A 16,740-nucleotide genomic window follows, 5' to 3' on the forward strand; every position below is an offset into this window, starting at 1 on the left:
GCTATTCCAGTTCGATGCTGGCCTGCATGGCCAGCTGTCCTTGCGGGCCGCGCGCCCACACGCGGGCGGTCTTGCCGTCGAGCTTGCCGTTCACGGTGAACGGTGCGGTGTCGAACAGCGGGCTGACCGCCTTGAAGTCGAAGGCGCGGATCGTCTTGCCGGGGTGCGTGCGGCGCAGTTCTTCCATCAGCAGCATCGCGATCAGCGGGCCGTGCACCACGAGGCCCGGATAGCCTTCTTCCTGCATCGCGTAGGGGCGGTCGTAGTGGATCCGGTGGCCGTTGAAGGTGAGGGCGGAAAAGCGCATCAGCAGCACCGGATCGGGGATGACGATGCGCGAATACTGCTCGTCGGTCGGGGCCGGCTGCGGGGCGGGCGCTGGCGTGCCTGCAGCGGCGGGCGGCGGCGCGTCGCGATAGACGATGTCCTGTTCTTCGCGGATCGCCAAGCCTTGCGCGTCGCCGATCTCGTGCAGCACGGTCACGAACACGAGCCGGCCGCTGCGGCCGGACTTGCTCTGCACGTTCGCGATCGTGGAGCGGCGCTGTATCGGCGTATCGACGGCGAGCGGACGCAGAAACTGCAGCCGTCCGCCGGCCCACATGCGGCGCGGCAACGCGACCGGCGGCAGGAAGCCGCCGCGCCGCGCGTGACCGTCGATGCCGATGTTCGACTGCCGCTCGCCGGGCAGGAAGTACAGCCAGTGCCACAGCGGCGGCAGGGCGGCCGGCAGCGCGGACGGCTCGGCGTCGTCCAGCGTGGCCCGCAGGAGCCGGATCGGCGCGGGGGTGATGCGGTCCACACTCTCTTCGCGGCGGCCAATCCACGCGTCGAATGATTCGGGTTGTTCGCCAGTCATGTCGTTTCGCGTTCTCGATGATTGAAGTGTCGTGAAGGCTGCCGGCAGTTGAGTTGCGGCAGCCGTTCCCGTCAGAGTTCGTTGACCAGTTCTGGCACGAGCGTGAACAGATCGCCGACGAGGCCGTAATCGGCCACGCTGAAGATCGGCGCTTCCGGATCCTTGTTGATCGCGACGATCACCTTCGAATCCTTCATACCGGCCAGATGCTGGATCGCACCCGAGATGCCGACCGCGATGTACAGCTGCGGCGCGACGATCTTGCCGGTCTGGCCGACCTGGTAGTCGTTCGGCACGTAGCCGGCGTCGACTGCCGCGCGCGATGCGCCGAGCGCGGCCGACAGCTTGTCCGCCAGCGGCTCCAGCACCTTCGTGTAGTTCTCGCCGCTACCCAGACCGCGGCCGCCCGACACGATGATGCTCGCCGACGTCAGTTCCGGACGGTCCAGCTTCGTCACTTCACGGCTTACGAATTGCGACTTGCCGGCGTCGGCCGCCGCTTCGATCTTCTCGACCGCTGCGCCGCCGCCTTCGGCCGCGACCGGATCGAAGCCCGTCGCACGCACCGTGATGACCTTGATCGGGTCGCTCGACTGTACCGTCGCGATTGCGTTGCCCGCATAGATCGGACGCTCGAACGTGTCGGCCGAATCGACCGCCGTGATGTCCGAGATCTGCGCGACGTCGAGCTTCGCGGCGATACGCGGCGCAATGTTCTTGCCGTAGGCCGTCGCCGGCGCGAGGATGTGCGAGTAGTCCTTCGCGATGTTCAGCGCGGTCGCCTCGACGTTTTCCGCGAGGCCCTCGGCCAGTTGCGGCGCGTCGGCCAGCAGCACCTTCGACACACCCGCGATCTTCGCTGCCGCGTCGGCCGCCGCTTGCGCGTTGTGGCCCGCGACCAGCACGTGGATGTCGCCGCCAATCTTCGCAGCCGCCGCCACCGTGTTCAGCGTCGCGGCCTTGACCGACGCGTTGTCGTGTTCTGCAATCACCAGAATCGTCATTTCTTTGCGCTCCTTCTTACAGCACCTTGGCTTCGGTCTTCAGCTTCTCGACCAGCGTCTTCACGTCCGGCACCTTCACGCCGGCCGCGCGCTTCTGCGGCTCGACCACCTTCAGCGTCTTCAGGCGCGGCGCGACGTCCACCCCGAGGTCTTCCGGCTTCACGGTTTCCAGCGGCTTCTTCTTCGCCTTCATGATGTTCGGCAGCGTCACATAGCGCGGCTCGTTCAGGCGCAGGTCGGTCGTCACGACTGCCGGCAGCGTCAGCGACAGCGTTTCCGCACCGCCGTCGACTTCGCGCGCCACCGTTGCCTTGCCGTCGGCGATCGTCACCTTCGATGCGAACGTCGCTTGCGGGAGACCTGCCAGCGCGGCCAGCATCTGGCCCGTCTGATTCGAATCGTCGTCGATCGCCTGCTTGCCGAGGATCATCAGTTGCGGCTGTTCCTTGTCGACCAGCGCCTTCAGGATCTTCGCGACGGCCAGCGGCTCGACGCTGTTGTTCGACTCGACGAGGATCGCGCGATCCGCGCCGATCGCCAGCGCCGTGCGCAGCGTTTCCTGCGCTTGCGCGACACCCACCGATACCGCGATCACTTCGGTCGCCACACCCGCTTCCTTCAGGCGCACGGCTTCTTCAACGGCGATTTCGTCGAACGGGTTCATCGACATCTTCACGTTCGCGATGTCGACGCCGGATTGGTCGGACTTCACGCCGACCTTCACGTTCGCGTCGACCACGCGCTTGACGGGTACGAGAATCTTCATGAAAAGGCTTCCTTCGGGAATCAATAGGAACGGGGCAGTTGCAGCACGTGCTCGGCCACGTGCCCCAGGATCATGTTGGTGGAGATCGGCGCGACCTGGTACAGGCGCGTTTCGCGGAATTTGCGCTCGATGTCGTATTCGCAGGCGAAGCCGAAGCCGCCGTGCGTCTGCAGGCATGCGTTCGCGGCTTCCCAGCTCGCCTTCGCGGCCAGGTACTTGGCCATGTTGGCCTCGACGCCCGCGTTCTGGCGCGCATCGATCTTCTCGCACGCGCGCCAGCGCATCAGGTTCGCCGCTTCCAGTTCGATGAACGACTCGGCCAGCGGAAACTGGATCCCCTGGTTCTGCCCGATCGGGCGGCCGAACACCTTGCGCTCGCTCGCGTAATCGCGAGCCTTCTCGAGGAACCAGTAGCCGTCGCCGATGCACTCGGCCGCGATCAGCGTGCGCTCCGCGTTCAGGCCGTCGAAGATCACCTTCAGCCCCTTGCCCTCGGTGCCGAGCAGTGCGTCTTCCGGCAGTTCGAGATTGTCGAAGAACAGTTCGTTGGTCTCGTGATTGACCATGTTGAGGATCGGGCGCACGGTCAGGCCGTTGCCGATCGCCTTGTCGAGTTCGACGATGAAGCACGAGAGACCGTCGCTCTTCTTCTGCACCTGCTCCAGCGGCGTGGTGCGTGCGAGCAGGATCAGCAGGTCGCTGTGCTGGACGCGCGAGATCCACACCTTCTGCCCGTTGATGACCCAGCGGCCGTCCTTCTTCACGGCGGTGGTCTTCAGCTTAGTCGTGTCGCTGCCGGTGCTCGGCTCGGTCACGCCCATCGACTGCACGCGCAGCTCGCCCGCCGCGATCCGCGGCAGGTAGCGCTGCTTCTGCGCTTCGGTGCCGCTGAACACGATCGTGTTCATCACGTACATCTGGCCGTGGCAGGCGCCCGAATTGCCGCCGGAGCGGTTGATTTCCTCCATGATGACCGACGCCTCGGCCATCGACAGGCCCGGGCCGCCGTACTCCTGCGGGATCAGCGCGGCCAGCCAGCCGGCCTGCGTGAGCGCGGTCACGAAGGCCTCGGGATAGCCGCGCGCTTCGTCGATCTTGCGGTGGTATTCAGCCGGAAACTGACTGCACAGGCCGCGCACGGCGTCGCGGATTTCCTGGTACTGGTCGGGGGCGGAAAAGATGGAGGCGCTCATGAATCCTGTCTCGTCATTGGCATCGGTTAGGTCCATAATAAGTTTTGATGGATCAACCAAAAAATAGAATTTTCTGATCGATGGATCAGTTTTCGGTATCGAGGACCCTTGCGATGGATCTGAAGCAACTGCGCGCCTTCGTCACCGTGGCCGAAACCGGCAACGTCACGCGTGCGTCGAGCCTGCTCAATCTCGTGCAGCCGGCGGTGTCGCGCCAGCTGCGGCTGCTGGAAGAAGACATGGGCACCGAGTTGTTCGAGCGCGGCCGTCACGGGATGCAGCTGACGCCGTCGGGCAAGACGATGCTCGAATACGCGCGGCGCATCCTCAACGAGGTCGCGCGCGCGAAGGCCGAGATTCAGCCGACCGACGGGCCGGTCGCCGGCATCGTCAGTATCGGCCTGCTGGCCAGCACGTCGGACCTGCTCGCCACGCGACTGGCGAGCGAGGTCGCCAGCCGTTACCCGCATATCCGGCTGCGGCTCACGATCGGCTATGCGGGCCACCTGCAGGACTGGCTCGAAGCCGGCGACGTGGATGCCGCGCTGCTGTACGGGCAGAAGGAAACGCCCGCGCTGCACGTGAAGGCGCTGATCGAGGAAAGCCTGTGGGCCGTGGCCGCGCCGTCGGTCGGGCTGTCGCGCAAGCGGCCGCTGGCGCTGTCGCGCGTCGCGAGCGAGCCGTTCATCCTGCCGTCCGCGCCGCAGGGCCTGCGTGCGGCGATCGAGCACGCGGCGGCCGAGGCGGACGTGACGCTGCGCGTCGTCACCGAAACCAATGCCCTCAGCGTGCAGAAGGATCTGGTCGCGCAAGGCCACGGCTGGACGATCCTGCCGGCCGTCGGCGTCACGCGGGAAGTCGAGCAGGGCACGCTGAGCGCGGCGCCGCTCGCGCCACCGGGCATCAAGCGCACGATCGTGCTGGCGGCGCCCAGCAGCCGGCAGGCGACCGCGCCGGTGCGCTGCGTGGTCGGCGTGCTGCTCGACTGCGTGAAGGCCACGTTCGACGAGGGCCAGTGGCCCGATGCGCGCTGGCTCGGGTAGTGCGGTCGCGGCTTACAGTCGTTCCAGCAACTTCCGCCGCATCAGCTTGCCGTTGCTGTTGAACGGCAGTGCGTCGACGGCAATGATGCGGCCCGGGTGCTTGTACGGCGCAAGCTGTTCGCGCAGATACCGGCGCAGCGCGGTTTCGTCCAGCGGCCGGCCGCCATCCAGTTCGACGAACGCGACGACGGCCTCGTTGCCGTCCGCCTCCCGCTGCCCGACGACGGCTGAATTCAGGATGCCCGGAAAGCGGTTCAGCGCCTGCTCCACTTCACCCGGATACACGTTGAACCCGGAGCGGATGATCATCTCCTTGAGCCGGCCGACGATGAACAGCGCGCCGTCGTCGTGCAGCTCGCCCAGATCGCCCGACGCATACCAGCCGCCGTCGCGCATCACGTCGGCCGTGGCCTGCGGATCGCGGAAATAGCCGGGCATCAGACCGACGCCGCGCACCCAGATTTCGCCGCGCTCGCCTGCCGGCAGCGGGCGGCCGTCGGCCGGATCGACGATGCGCAGCTCGGCGCCAGGGAACGCGTAGCCCGCGCTCGTATCGGCGCGCGCTTCGCCAAGGCGCGTCGCGTGCAGCGAGCCCGCGTACTCCGACAGCCCGTAGCCGTGATGCAGCGTCTGCCCGAACAACGCCTCGACCTGCTGCTTGAGCGCGAGGTCGAGCGGCCCGGCGCCGGCATACAGATAGCGCAGGCAGGGCGAGTCGGGACGCGCGATGCGATGTTCCGCGCAATGCCGAAGCAGCCGCGAGAACAGCATCGGCGGCCCTTGCACCTGGCTCACGCGCCGCCGCGCCAGCGCGTCGAACAATTGCACCGGCTCGAACTGCGCGCGCATTTCCAGCGCCGCGCCCGCATGCAGCGACGCGAGCAGCACGGTGCCGAGGCCGAAGATATGCGTCATCGGCGCATACGCGTAGACGCGATCGTCGGGGCGGAGCGCGCGCGATTCGGCCGATACGCGCGCGAAATGCAGCACGCCGCGGTGCGTCATCATCACGCCCTTGGGCGCGCCGGTGGTCCCCGACGTGAAGATGATGGCCGCCACGTCGCTCGCGAGCGGCTCCGGCTCCGGCCGCGCCGCCGCGCGCACGGCGCTGCGCGCGAGGGCGCTCACGCACGACGGGTGCGCGTCGTGCCGCGCCGCATGTGCGCCGGCCGCCGATGAGACGCCCGACGTGAAATACAGCACGCGCGCGTCGGCCCTGGCGGCGAACGCGTCGACTTCGCCCGGCGCCATGCGCGCATTGACGCCGCACGACCATGCGCCGATCCGGCTGCACGCGATCAGCAGCGCCGCATGTTCGGGGCAGTTTTCGGCGACGACCAGTACGCGATCGCCGCGACGTACGCCGTCGGCGTGCAGCTCGCGTTCGAGCCGGTCGGCGAGCGCGCCGAGATCCGCGTAGCTGACGCTGCGGTCGGGCAGATGGATGAACGCTCGCGCGGGCGCCTCGGACAGCCAGCGATCCAGCAGTTCATGAATGCGTGCGGCCATGTTCGATTCTCCTTGTCCTCGCAAACGATGCGCGCACCGCGGCGCTCGCGCAATACGCGAGCGGCGGCCTCACGCGAAGTGCAGCAGATCATCGACGGCGGCACGCGTGGTGCGGAACTGGTTAACCGGATGCGCGTCTTCCGCATAGCCGAACGAGATGCCGCAGATCATGTGCTGCGTGTCGGGAATGCCGAAATACTCGCGCACGAAACGCGCATGGCGCGCCAGCGCGCCCTGCGGCGTGGTCGCGACGCCATGCGCATAGGCCGCGATCAGGAACGACGACACGAAGCCGCCCGCGTCGACGAGCGCATATGGGCCGAGCTCGGCCGGCACCGTGACGATCGCGACGTGCGGCGCGTCGAACAGGCGGAAGTTGCGCAAGGCCTGCTCGGCGCTGCGCTCGCTGTCCTTCGGACCGATGCCGAGCGCGGAGTAGAGCGCGAGGCCTGCGCCGCGCCGGCGTTCGCGATAGATGCCTTCGTAGCTCGGCGGGAACGGCAGGTCCGATTCGTTGTCCGGATGCGCGGCGACGCGCTGCATCAGCGCCTGCCGAAAGCGCTCGGTGCTTTCCGGCGTTTCGGTGACGACCAATTGCCACGGCTGCACGTTGCACCACGACGCCGAGCGGCCGGCCATGCCGACGATGCTGCGGATCAGTTCGCGGTCCAGCGCCGTGTGCCGATACGCGCGGCAGGTGGAACGGCCGCTCGTCAGGCGATCGAGCGCGACGAGTTCGGGAGAGGGCGATGTCATGTCTACAGTCCTTGCCAGTGCCCGGCCCGCGCGCTGCGAGGCGCGACGGGCGCGGGCGGAAAACGGCGGCGAGCAGCGCGCCGGCCGCGGCGCGCGACGCTGGTCGCCTGCGTCAGATGAAAGTCTGCTGCGCGCGCAACGCCTCGATGCGCGCGTCGGGCAGCCAGTCGCGCAGCGCGGCGATCGCGTTGTCGGTCGTCGGCGCTGCGGGCGGTTCCGGCCGCGCGGCCGGCGTGCGCGAAAAACGCGGGCCGGGCGCCGGATGCGTGACGCCGTCGAGCTCGACGAAGGTGCCGCGCGCCTTCACGTGCGGATGGTGCGGCGCTTCGTCGAAGTCGAGCACGGGCGCCACGCACACGTCGAGATGGCCGAGCAACCGCGCCCACTCGTCGCGCGTGCGCTCGCGGAATTTCGCGGCGAGTACCTGCTTTGCTTCGGGCCATTGCGCGCGGCCCATCTGCGCCTGCAGCGCCGGATGGTCCTGCAGCCCGAGCTGTTCGAGCAGCAGCCGGTAGAACTTCCCCTCGATGGGCCCGACGCTGACGTACTTGCCGTCGGCGCACGCATACACCTCGTAGAACGGCGCGCCCGTGTCGAGCAGGTTCGTGCCGCGCGCCTTGTCGAGCATGCCGGCCGCATGCAGGCCCATCGTCACCGTCATGATCGACGCGACTCCATCGACCATCGCCGCATCCACGACCTGGCCCCGCCCGGAGCCGCGCGCTTCGAGAATGCCCGCGAGCAGCCCGAAGGCGAGGTAGAGCGAGCCGCCCGCATAGTCGCCGAGCACGTTGAGCGGCGGCGTCGGCGCCTGCCCGGCGCGGCCCATCGCATGCAGCGCGCCGGTGATCGAAATGTAGTTCAGGTCGTGCCCGGCCACCTGCGACAGCGGGCCGTCCTGCCCCCATCCGGTCACGCGCCCGTACACCAGTCGCGGATTGCGTGCGAGGCAGGGCTCGGGCCCGAGGCCAAGACGCTCCATCACGCCGGGGCGAAAGCCCTCGATCAGGCCGTCGGCTTGCTCGATCAGTTCCAGCACCATCTCGACGGCGGCGGGATCCTTCAAGTCGACGCGCACCGACTTGCGGTTGCGCAGGCCGAGGTCGAATTCGACGGGGCGCGGCGCGCCGAGCCCTGACGGTTCCTTGCGGTCCACGCGGATCACGGTCGCGCCGAGATCGGCGAGGAACATCGCGGCCAGCGGGCCGGGACCGATGCCCGCGATCTCGACGATCCGGACACCGGCGAGCGGGCCATGACGGGATGACGCAGCGGACATGATCAGATCACTCCCTCGTCGCGCAGTTGTTGCAGGCGATCCTCGGGCAGCTTCAGCAGCCCGCGATAGATCTCGTCGTTGGCGGCGCCGAGTTCCTGCGCTGGCTGATCGAACTGCACGGGCGTCTGCGACAGCTTGATCGGCAGGCCCATGCCCATCGCGTCGACGTCGGCGAGCCCCGGGTGCTCGAGCCGCACCACGGCGCCGCGTTCCTGCAGCACCGGGTCCTTCAGCACGTCGAGCGGCGAGCGCACGGGCGCGGCCGGCACGCCGCGCCGGATCTGCAGTTCTTCGACGACCTCCGCGGTGCTGCGCCGGCTCGTCCATGCCTCGATGATCGCGTTGATCTCGGCCGCATGCTTCATGCGTGGGCCGCGCGTCGCGTAGCGCGGATCCGTGACCATCTCGGGCCGGCCCACGGCTTCCATCAGGTTGCGGAACCAGTCCGGCTGGAACGCCACCATCGCGACGTGGCCGTCGCGCGTGCCATAGACGCCGAACGGCACCAGCCGGTCCTGGAAATTGCCCGAGCGCTTCGAGTAGCCGTGCTTGAGGAACACGTCGAAGTGCTCTTCGGCCACCAGCGACGACAGGCAGTCGAGCATCGACACCTGCACGCACTGGCCCACGCCGGTGCGGCCGCGGTGGATCAGCGCGGCGAGGATGCCGTTGACGGCGTACAGCGGCGCGATCAGGTCGGCGATCGGCAGGCCCGAGCGCGTCGGCGGGCCGTCGGCGAAGCCCGTCACGTCCATGATCCCCGACAGCGCCTGGACGATGATGTCCATGCCCTTCAGGTTCTTGTACGGGCTCGGTTCGCCGAACGCCTTGATCGACGCATAAATGATCTTCGGATTGACCTCGCGCACGCTCTCGTAGTCGACGCCCAGCCGCGCGGTGACGCCTTCGCTCGCGTTCTCGATGACGACGTCCGATTCCTTGACCAGTTCCATGAACAGCGCCTTGCCCTGCGCCGATTTCAGGTCGAGCGTGATGCTTTTCTTGTTGCGCGCGCGATTGAGGACGGTCAGCGACACCTCGTCGTCGCCCTTCACGCCGAAGTGGACGCCGTTTCGGCCGACGTATGGCGGGTTGTTGCGCGCGATGTCGCCCCCGCCGGGTGATTCGATCCGGATGACTTCCGCGCCCATGCCGCCCAGCAGCAGCGATCCATAGGGACCGGCCAGGGCCACGGTCAGATCGAGCACTCGGATCCCTTCCAACGGTCTTGCAGCTGACATGCTTGTCTCCTGAAACGGGCGCGCGACCGGGGCGCAGCCCGCAGACATTTCTTTATGCCGGTTCGACAGCCGGCGCCGCCCGGTTCGGGCAACGCCGGCGATTTGCCGGGTTCAGTACGATTTCGGCAACCCGAGCTTGCGCTCGGCAATGTTTGACAGAATGAGTTGCGGGGTGACAGGGGCAATGTAGCCGATCCACGCCTCGCGCATGAAGCGCTCGACGTGATACTCCTTCGCGTAGCCGAAGCCGCCGTGCGTGAGGATCGACGTCTGGCACGCGTTCATGCAGGCCTCGGATGCCAGCAGCTTTGCCGCGTTTGCTTCCGAGCCGCACGGCAGCCCCTTGTCGTAGAGGTCCGCGGCCGCGAAGATCATGTGGTTCGCCGCTTCGAGCTCCGCCCAGTTGCGCGCGAGGGGATGCTGCACCCCCTGGTTCTGGCCGATCGGCCGGCCGAACACGACGCGCTCCTTCGCATACTGCGTCGCGAGCTTGAGCACCGCGCGGCCGATGCCGATCTGCTCGGCCGCCACCAGCACGCGCTCCGCGTTCATCCCGTGGAAGATGTAGCTGAGGCCCTTGCCTTCCTCGCCGATCAGCGCGTCCTTCGACACCGGCATGTCGTCGATGAACAGCTCGTTGGTATCGACCGCCGCGCGGCCGAGCTTGTCGATCTCGCGGATTTCGACGTATTTGCGGTCGAGCTTCGTGTAGAACAGGCTCAGGCCCTCGCTGTGCTTCTTCACTTCCTCGATCGGCGTCGTGCGCGCGAGGATCAGCATGTGATCGGCCACCTGCGCGGTCGAGATGAAGACCTTCTTGCCCGACAGCAGGTAGTTGCCGTCGGGCTGCTTCTTCGCGACCACCTTGAGCTTGGTCGTGTCGAGGCCGGTGTCCGGCTCGGTGACCGCGAAGCAGGCCTTGTGCTCGCCGCGCGCGAACGGCGGCAGCCACGCCTTCTTCTGCGCGTCCGTGCCGAAGTGCACGACCGGCTGCAGCCCGAAGATGTTCATATGAATGGTCGATGCGGCCGCCTGCCCGCCGCATTCGGCGACCGCGCGCATGAACAGCGCCGCCTCCGTCACGCCGAGGTTCGCGCCCCCGACATCGTCCGGCATGCAGATGCCGAGCCAGCCGCCGCTCGCGACGGCCGCGAAGAATTCGTGCGGGAATTCGTGGTTCTTGTCCTTGTTGCGCCAGTATTCGAGCGGGAAGTCCGCGCAGATCTTCTGCGCCGCATCGACGATCGCGACCTGGTCGGCGCTCAGTTGGTAGTCCATTTCCGGATCTCCTGCGGGAACGAGGTCAAGCCTGGGCGGCGGCGGGGCGCAGCATCATCAGGCCCGTGCGCACGGCGGTGCAGACGATTTCGTCGCGCTGGTTGCGCGCGACGTGCTTGAACGTGACGATGCCCGAATCCTTGCGGCTCTTCGACAGGCGCGTGTCGACGATCTCCGTCTCGACGCGGATCGTGTCGCCGTGGAAGGTCGGCTTCGGGAACGCGATCTCGCCGAAGCCGAGATTGCCGAGCGTCGTGCCGAGCGTGGTCTCGTACACCGTGATGCCGGCCACCAGCGCGAGCAGGAACATGCTGTTCACGAGACGCTGGCCGTACATCGTGTTCTTGCTGTATTCGGCGTCGATGTGCAGCGGCGCGCAGTTGTAAGTCATCGCCGAAAACAGCACGTTGTCGGTTTCGGTCACCGTGCGGCGGATCGCATGCTCGATCACCATCCCGGGCTTGAATTCTTCGAAGTAAAGGCCTGCCATTTCTTGTCTCCTGAGGTATTGGGGTGAGCGATCAGCGGTTGAACGACTGCGCGAGCGCGATGATTTCGCGCGCCGTCTTCGCATGCGCGATGTCGATGTGTTCGCCGTCGTAGATGCACGATGCGCGGCCTTCGGCCTGGGCCTTGTCGAGCGCGTCGATCATGCCCTGGTAGAACGCGACTTCCTCTTCGGTGGGGCTGTAGGTGCGATTGACGATCTCGACGTTCGACGGATGCAGCACCAGTTCGCCGCTCATGCCGAGCTGGCGGTCGTTCGCCGACGAGACCTTGAGCCTTTCGAGGTCGTGCACCTGCTGCCAGACGCCGCCGATCGGCAGCTTGCCGGCCGCACGCGCGGCCATCACGATGCGCGACTTCAGGAACTGGGTTTCGCGGCCCTCGAGCGACCAGACGGTCTTGAGCGCGCGCGCCACGTCGGCGTTCTTGGCCGTCGCGCCGACGATCGCCGGCACGCGTTCGTGCTGCGCGATTTCGTAGGCGAGCTGCAACGAGCGGGCGGTTTCCAGCAGCGGGATCACCTTCGTGTGACCGACGTCGATGCCCGCGCGGTACTCCGCTTCGGCCAGCATCGATGCGACGGTATGGATGTCCTCCGGCCCGCACGGCTTCGAAATCACGATGCCCTCGACCACCGGGTTCACGATCGCCAGGATGTCGTCGAAGTCGTACAGGTGCGCGCTGCGGTTGATGCGCACCCAGATGCGCTGCTGCTGCTCGGCCAGCCAGGCCAGCTTGGAGCGGACGATCTCGCGCGCCTCGACTTTCTGAGCCGGCGGCACGCTGTCCTCGAGATCGAGGATCAGCGCGTCGGCCCCGGACTGGATGGACTTCTCGATCCAGGTCGGCTTGTTGCCCGGAACGAAAAGGAAGGAACGGATCGGTTTCATCTGCATCGTCATGACTGTCTCGGCCTGTTGATGGGATCGGCTGCTTTACCGTTAGGTTTAATCTAACAACTGGTAGTTAGTTTGATGTGCAAATGCCGGGACCGTCATTGGGGTTTATACCGAGCACGATTGCCGTGACGCATCGCGGGAACACACCGGCGGCGGCGCGAGGGTGGTGTGCGGCGTTGTCCGGCGCGGCGCGATCAGGGCCGCGACGACGGCCCCACGCCGTAGAAGAACATCGTGCAGAGCTGGTCGGCGATGCGTTCCAGCGAGCCCTTTTGTGGGTTGAACCACGACTGGATCGAATTGATGCTGCCGAGGATGTGGATTCGCGCGAGCGCGATGTCCACGTCTTCGCGCAGGTGGCCTTCGGCACGCAGGTCTTCGAGCAGCCCGTTCCAGAGGGTCTGATGATGCTCGCGCCTGATGACCTGCCGCTCGCGGATCGCGTCGGGCAGCTGACCGAGCAACCGGCCGTGCGCGACGGCGAAATCGCCATGCATGACGAGGCCGCGCATCTGCCCGAGCACGGCGGCACGGAACCGTTGTTCGGCCGTCGCGTCGGGGCCGAGCGCGTTCAGGCGCTCGCTCAGGTGATGGAGGATGTGTGCCGCGCCTTGCTCCATCACCGCCTCGACCAGTTCTTCCTTCGACGAAAAGTGGTAGTAGATGCTCGCGGCCTCGATGCCGGCCTGATCGGCGACGTTGCGCATCGTCGTGGCCGAATAGCCCTGCGTGCCGAACGTGCGCGCGGCAAAACGGATCAGCGATTCGCGCGTCTCGCACGGATTGACGGAGTTCGACTTCGGTCGTTTTGCCATGCTCCTGCAGCCTGCCGATGGTGAGTCATGTCGACATACTAACAGTAGTTAGGCTGACGGCAGGCAGGCGGCATTCATCGGACGAACGGCTCGCCGCGCGGAGGCGGTGAGCCGTCCGTTCGGGTTTCGGCGGCGAGCGCGCCGTCGCGCGCCTGCCGCGCGCCAGGTTACAGCGTGCTCGCGAAGAACGGCGCCAGCACCGAGACGGCTTCGTCGACGTATTGCGGCACGTCGTACAGCGACATGTGGTTCGCACCTTCGACCACATGGAAGCGTTTGTCGGCGCTGGCCGCGCGCGCGAACAGGTCGTCGCTCATCCATTTGCTGCCCGCGACGCTGCCGGCCACGATTTGCAGCGGCTGCGTCAGGAACGCTTCGGCCTTGTTATACGCGTCGTACGTAATGACCTGGTTGAGGCTGCGGGCGGTCATGAAACCCGGTGCGTTCGGATGTTCGCAGCGCGGCGTATGGTAGTACTCCCATGCTTCTTCCAGTTCCTTGTCCGGCGCATCTTCCTTGCGCAGCGGTGCGAGCGGCAACGTGGCGAGCTGTGCGCCCGACGCGTCGGCAGAGCGCGCCTGCGAACCGTGCGCGAGGAACGGAATCGCATCGGCGTCCTTGACCGTGTTTTCCCAGCCGTTGCGGAACATCGAGCCGATGTTGACCGCGCTGACCGTGCCAAGCGCCTTGATGCGCCGGTCGTTGATCGCCGCGTTGGCTGCGTAGCCGCCGCCCGCGCAGATGCCCATTGCGCCGATCCGATCGGCGTCGACGTACGGCAGCGTCGTCAGGTAGTCGACCACGGCGCTGACGTCTTCGGTACGGATATACGGGTTCTCGAGCTGACGCGGCTCGCCGGTGCTTTCGCCCTGATACGACGCGTCGAACGCGATTGCGACGAGGCCGTGCTCGGCCAGCTTCCGGGCGTAGAGCCCGGCCGTCTGTTCCTTCACGCCGCCGCCCGGATGCGCGACGACGACGGCCGGATACTTCGCGTTCGAATCGAAACGGGCCGGAAAGTAGATCACGGCGGCCATCGTGATGCCTCGGCCGTTCAGGTTCCTGAAGTTGACTTTCTGCATGACGGGTAACTCCTGTTGTGGGTTCAGTGAAGTGCGTGATTCCATGGTAGGCAAGAAATTGATGCGGATATACCGCTCAAAATCGACCTCAGTGTTAAGGGGAGGCTTACAGATTCGGCGCGGGCGCGTTTTGCTGCTGTACCGTGCGTGGCGCACTCGACTACGGCTCATGCGGCATTCACAGTACGGAACGGAATCGCCGCGTGAATTGACTTGCGTTCGCGGCGGAATCAGGCTGGCTCACATCGCGTCCGGCCGTGCGCGACGCCCTTGCCGGCTTCGACGCCGCGCCCGCTGCAGGACGAGCGTCGATTGTCGCCGGCGGACACCAGAACACATTCAGCGTCGCAACAGCCGGGACCGGCAGTGCGGCCAGGAGACAGACGATGCGGGTCCGCCGTGGTCCGATGGACGGTGCGCCAGGCATCGTTCACGGATGGATGGCCTATGGACTCGCTCTCGGATGTGCTCGCGCGGCTCAAACCGCACAGCCAGTTCTATGCGGGACTCGACGCGGCGGGCGAGTGGTCGTTCGCGTTTCCGGAATATGAGGGAATCAAGTTTGCCGCCGTGCTGCAGGGCGCATGCTGGGCCGTGATCGAAGGCGTAGCGCAGCCGGTCCGCTTCGAGAAGGGCGATTGTTTCCTGCTGAACAGCCGGCGCAGCATCGTATTGTCGACCGACCTCGCGCTCGAGCCGCAGGATTCGACGGCGATCATGGATGCGGTCGCGCGCGACGGCATCGCCGTGCACGGCGGCGGCGGCGACGTGCTGCTGATCAGCGGCTTCTTCGCGTTCTCGGGCGACCATGCCGCGCTGCCGTTCGATGCGCTGCCGCCGCTCGTCAGCGTGCCGCGCGCGTCGAGCCAGGCCGAGGTGCTGCGCTGGTCGCTCGACCAGTTGACCGCCGAGCTGCGCGACCCGCAGCCGGGCGGCGCGCTGGTGTCGAACCATCTGCTGCACCTGATGCTCGTGCAGGTGCTGCGCCTTCATCTGGCGGCCACGCCCGCCGGATGGTTCATGGCGCTGTCCGACCGGCGGATTGGCGCGGCCATCAGTGCGATCCATGCGGAGCCCGCGCGCCACTGGACGCTTGACGAACTGGCGCGCATCGCCGGGCTGTCCCGAACCGTCTTCGCGCAGCGCTTCAAGCGCCTCGTCGGCGCGACCACGATCCACTATCTGACACGCTGGCGAATGCTGATCGCGGCCGACCGCCTGCACGCCGGGCACGAGACCATCGCATCGATCGCGTTCTCGCTCGGCTACGAATCCGAAAGCGCGTTTTGCACGGCCTTCAAGCGAACCATGTGTTGCTCGCCGACGCAGTATCGCCGCCGGGCGCGCGCGGCAGATCCGTACGATCTCGAAACAGAAGCGCACGGCGGCGATAGGTCCGAGCGGCGGGGGAAAAATAACATGACGCTGTGTCCGATCTAGATCGTCGCGCTTCGCCACGCACGCATGTGCATCGGAAACCGTGCCCGGCCGCTGTCCGGACACGCATCAGCCTATAACGGGAGACAACCGGCATGACCTCCAGCGATTCCAGCCTCGACGCAGCATTGCGGCGACTCGTCGATACCGACGTGATCCGTACCTTGATGTCGAAGTACTGTCACGGTATCGACAAGCACGACGAGACTCTCTTCATGAGTATCTGGGCGGACGACGGCATCTACGAGCTGCCGCGCGGACAGACGGCCGGCATCGGGGGGATCCGGCAGTTGGTCCACAAAGTCTGGCGCGAGGTGCCGAAGTGCCACCATCACATCACCAATCCGCTGATCGAGATCGATGGCGATCGCGCCACGGCGGCCACCGACGTGATCTATTACCGGCAGACCGACGACGGCGTGCTGCAGCTGCTTTCGGGAACCTATGCATTCCGGTTCGCGAGGATCGCCGGAGTATGGAAGACGACGTATCTGAAATTCTCCAGCTTCGGCACGGTCAGCCCGGTCTTCAAGGAAAACATCGGCGGGTGAGGGTGTAATCCGCTGGCGAAGCGGACGGCCGTGACGGACCGTCTCGCGACAAGCAACATGCCAAATGATTCGGATAACGATTTAATCATCAAAATGAAGAAGGAGTCATCGAATGACTGATTGCGCAACCGATGAATCGCAATGCTTGCCGGAAGGCTTCGAGGAACTCGCCCCGTTTCTCGCCGACTGGAACGCGCCCACCTCGCACCAGCGATGGATCCGGCGCGCGGCGATGCCTTACGCCGAGATTGTCCGCTTCTACGATGCGATGTTCGCGCGTGCGGAAGAGGCGACACGCTATCTCGAGCAGTTCCCGCTCGACGACATGCCGGCACCGGCGAACAACCTGTTTCGCTTGCTGCTGTCGCTGTGCCACGCGTCCGTCGCCGTCGAAATGCATGAGGCGCCGAGTATTCGCCACGCGCCGGCCGAGCATGCGCTGCGGATCGTAACGGGCTTTCAGCCGCACGGTTGAGAAACAGCCGATCGTCCGTCGCAGTGGACGGCCTTCATTCATCAGC

17 protein-coding genes are annotated in these 16,740 nt (G+C 66.4%); 4 read left to right on the forward strand and 13 right to left on the reverse strand.

Annotation, left to right across the window (positions count from 1 at the left end):
- Position 1: 1 nt before the first annotated feature.
- The 4 genes from C4B30_RS01820 to C4B30_RS01835 all read right to left on the reverse strand — a co-directional run bounded on the left by C4B30_RS01820 (position 2) and on the right by C4B30_RS01835 (position 3,822).
- A complete protein-coding gene (locus C4B30_RS01820) occupies positions 2–859 on the reverse strand; it encodes an FAS1-like dehydratase domain-containing protein (protein WP_027785826.1) in 858 nt (285 codons plus the stop codon).
- Positions 860–930: 71 nt separating this feature from the next.
- Positions 931–1,863, reverse strand: coding sequence for an electron transfer flavoprotein subunit alpha/FixB family protein (locus C4B30_RS01825; protein ID WP_027785827.1), 933 nt, complete (start codon positions 1,861–1,863; stop codon positions 931–933).
- Between the two features lie 16 nt (positions 1,864–1,879).
- Entirely contained in the window at positions 1,880–2,629 is a 750-nt protein-coding gene (locus C4B30_RS01830) for an electron transfer flavoprotein subunit beta/FixA family protein (RefSeq protein ID WP_027785828.1), read from the reverse strand.
- A gap of 20 nt (positions 2,630–2,649) precedes the next feature.
- Positions 2,650–3,822: an acyl-CoA dehydrogenase family protein gene (locus C4B30_RS01835; RefSeq protein ID WP_027785829.1), complete on the reverse strand. Its 1,173-nt coding sequence runs from the start codon at positions 3,820–3,822 to the stop codon at positions 2,650–2,652.
- Positions 3,823–3,935: 113 nt separating this feature from the next.
- On the opposite strand from C4B30_RS01835, the gene C4B30_RS01840 reads away from it, so the two are divergent.
- Positions 3,936–4,865, forward strand: a complete 930-nt coding sequence (locus tag C4B30_RS01840) for a LysR family transcriptional regulator (protein WP_027785830.1) — start codon at positions 3,936–3,938, stop codon at positions 4,863–4,865.
- Between the two features lie 12 nt (positions 4,866–4,877).
- Here C4B30_RS01840 and C4B30_RS01845 read toward each other — a convergent pair whose 3' ends face one another.
- The 9 genes from C4B30_RS01845 to C4B30_RS01885 form a co-directional block, all read right to left on the reverse strand.
- Positions 4,878–6,374 (reverse strand): class I adenylate-forming enzyme family protein, encoded by a 1,497-nt coding sequence (locus C4B30_RS01845; RefSeq protein ID WP_027785831.1) that lies wholly within the window; start codon positions 6,372–6,374, stop codon positions 4,878–4,880.
- Between the two features lie 69 nt (positions 6,375–6,443).
- Positions 6,444–7,130 (reverse strand): nitroreductase family protein, encoded by a 687-nt coding sequence (locus tag C4B30_RS01850; protein WP_027785832.1) that lies wholly within the window; start codon positions 7,128–7,130, stop codon positions 6,444–6,446.
- Between the two features lie 112 nt (positions 7,131–7,242).
- Positions 7,243–8,409: a CaiB/BaiF CoA transferase family protein gene (locus C4B30_RS01855; RefSeq protein WP_027785833.1), complete on the reverse strand. Its 1,167-nt coding sequence runs from the start codon at positions 8,407–8,409 to the stop codon at positions 7,243–7,245.
- Positions 8,410–8,411: 2 nt separating this feature from the next.
- Positions 8,412–9,650: a CaiB/BaiF CoA transferase family protein gene (locus C4B30_RS01860; RefSeq protein WP_027785834.1), complete on the reverse strand. Its 1,239-nt coding sequence runs from the start codon at positions 9,648–9,650 to the stop codon at positions 8,412–8,414.
- Positions 9,651–9,761: 111 nt separating this feature from the next.
- On the reverse strand, positions 9,762–10,928 hold the full coding sequence (locus tag C4B30_RS01865) for an acyl-CoA dehydrogenase family protein (RefSeq protein WP_027785835.1): 1,167 nt from the start codon (positions 10,926–10,928) through the stop codon (positions 9,762–9,764).
- A 25-nt stretch (positions 10,929–10,953) separates the two neighbouring features.
- Entirely contained in the window at positions 10,954–11,418 is a 465-nt protein-coding gene (locus C4B30_RS01870; RefSeq protein WP_027785836.1) for a MaoC family dehydratase, read from the reverse strand.
- 31 nt (positions 11,419–11,449) lie between these two features.
- Positions 11,450–12,337 (reverse strand): HpcH/HpaI aldolase/citrate lyase family protein, encoded by an 888-nt coding sequence (locus C4B30_RS01875; RefSeq protein ID WP_027785837.1) that lies wholly within the window; start codon positions 12,335–12,337, stop codon positions 11,450–11,452.
- 191 nt (positions 12,338–12,528) lie between these two features.
- On the reverse strand, positions 12,529–13,149 hold the full coding sequence (locus C4B30_RS01880) for a TetR/AcrR family transcriptional regulator (protein WP_027785838.1): 621 nt from the start codon (positions 13,147–13,149) through the stop codon (positions 12,529–12,531).
- Positions 13,150–13,316: 167 nt separating this feature from the next.
- Positions 13,317–14,231 (reverse strand): alpha/beta hydrolase, encoded by a 915-nt coding sequence (locus C4B30_RS01885; RefSeq protein ID WP_027785839.1) that lies wholly within the window; start codon positions 14,229–14,231, stop codon positions 13,317–13,319.
- A gap of 447 nt (positions 14,232–14,678) precedes the next feature.
- On the opposite strand from C4B30_RS01885, the gene C4B30_RS01890 reads away from it, so the two are divergent.
- The 3 genes from C4B30_RS01890 (at position 14,679) to C4B30_RS01900 (ending at position 16,694) form a co-directional block, all read left to right on the forward strand.
- Positions 14,679–15,671, forward strand: coding sequence for an AraC family transcriptional regulator (locus C4B30_RS01890; RefSeq protein WP_080681397.1), 993 nt, complete (start codon positions 14,679–14,681; stop codon positions 15,669–15,671).
- A gap of 92 nt (positions 15,672–15,763) precedes the next feature.
- A complete protein-coding gene (locus C4B30_RS01895) occupies positions 15,764–16,219 on the forward strand; it encodes a nuclear transport factor 2 family protein (protein WP_027785840.1) in 456 nt (151 codons plus the stop codon).
- A gap of 112 nt (positions 16,220–16,331) precedes the next feature.
- Entirely contained in the window at positions 16,332–16,694 is a 363-nt protein-coding gene (locus C4B30_RS01900; RefSeq protein WP_027785841.1) for a hypothetical protein, read from the forward strand.
- Positions 16,695–16,740: the final 46 nt, after the last annotated feature.

This window comes from Burkholderia sp. BE12 (assembly GCF_002959955.1).
GTDB lineage: Bacteria > Pseudomonadota > Gammaproteobacteria > Burkholderiales > Burkholderiaceae > Burkholderia.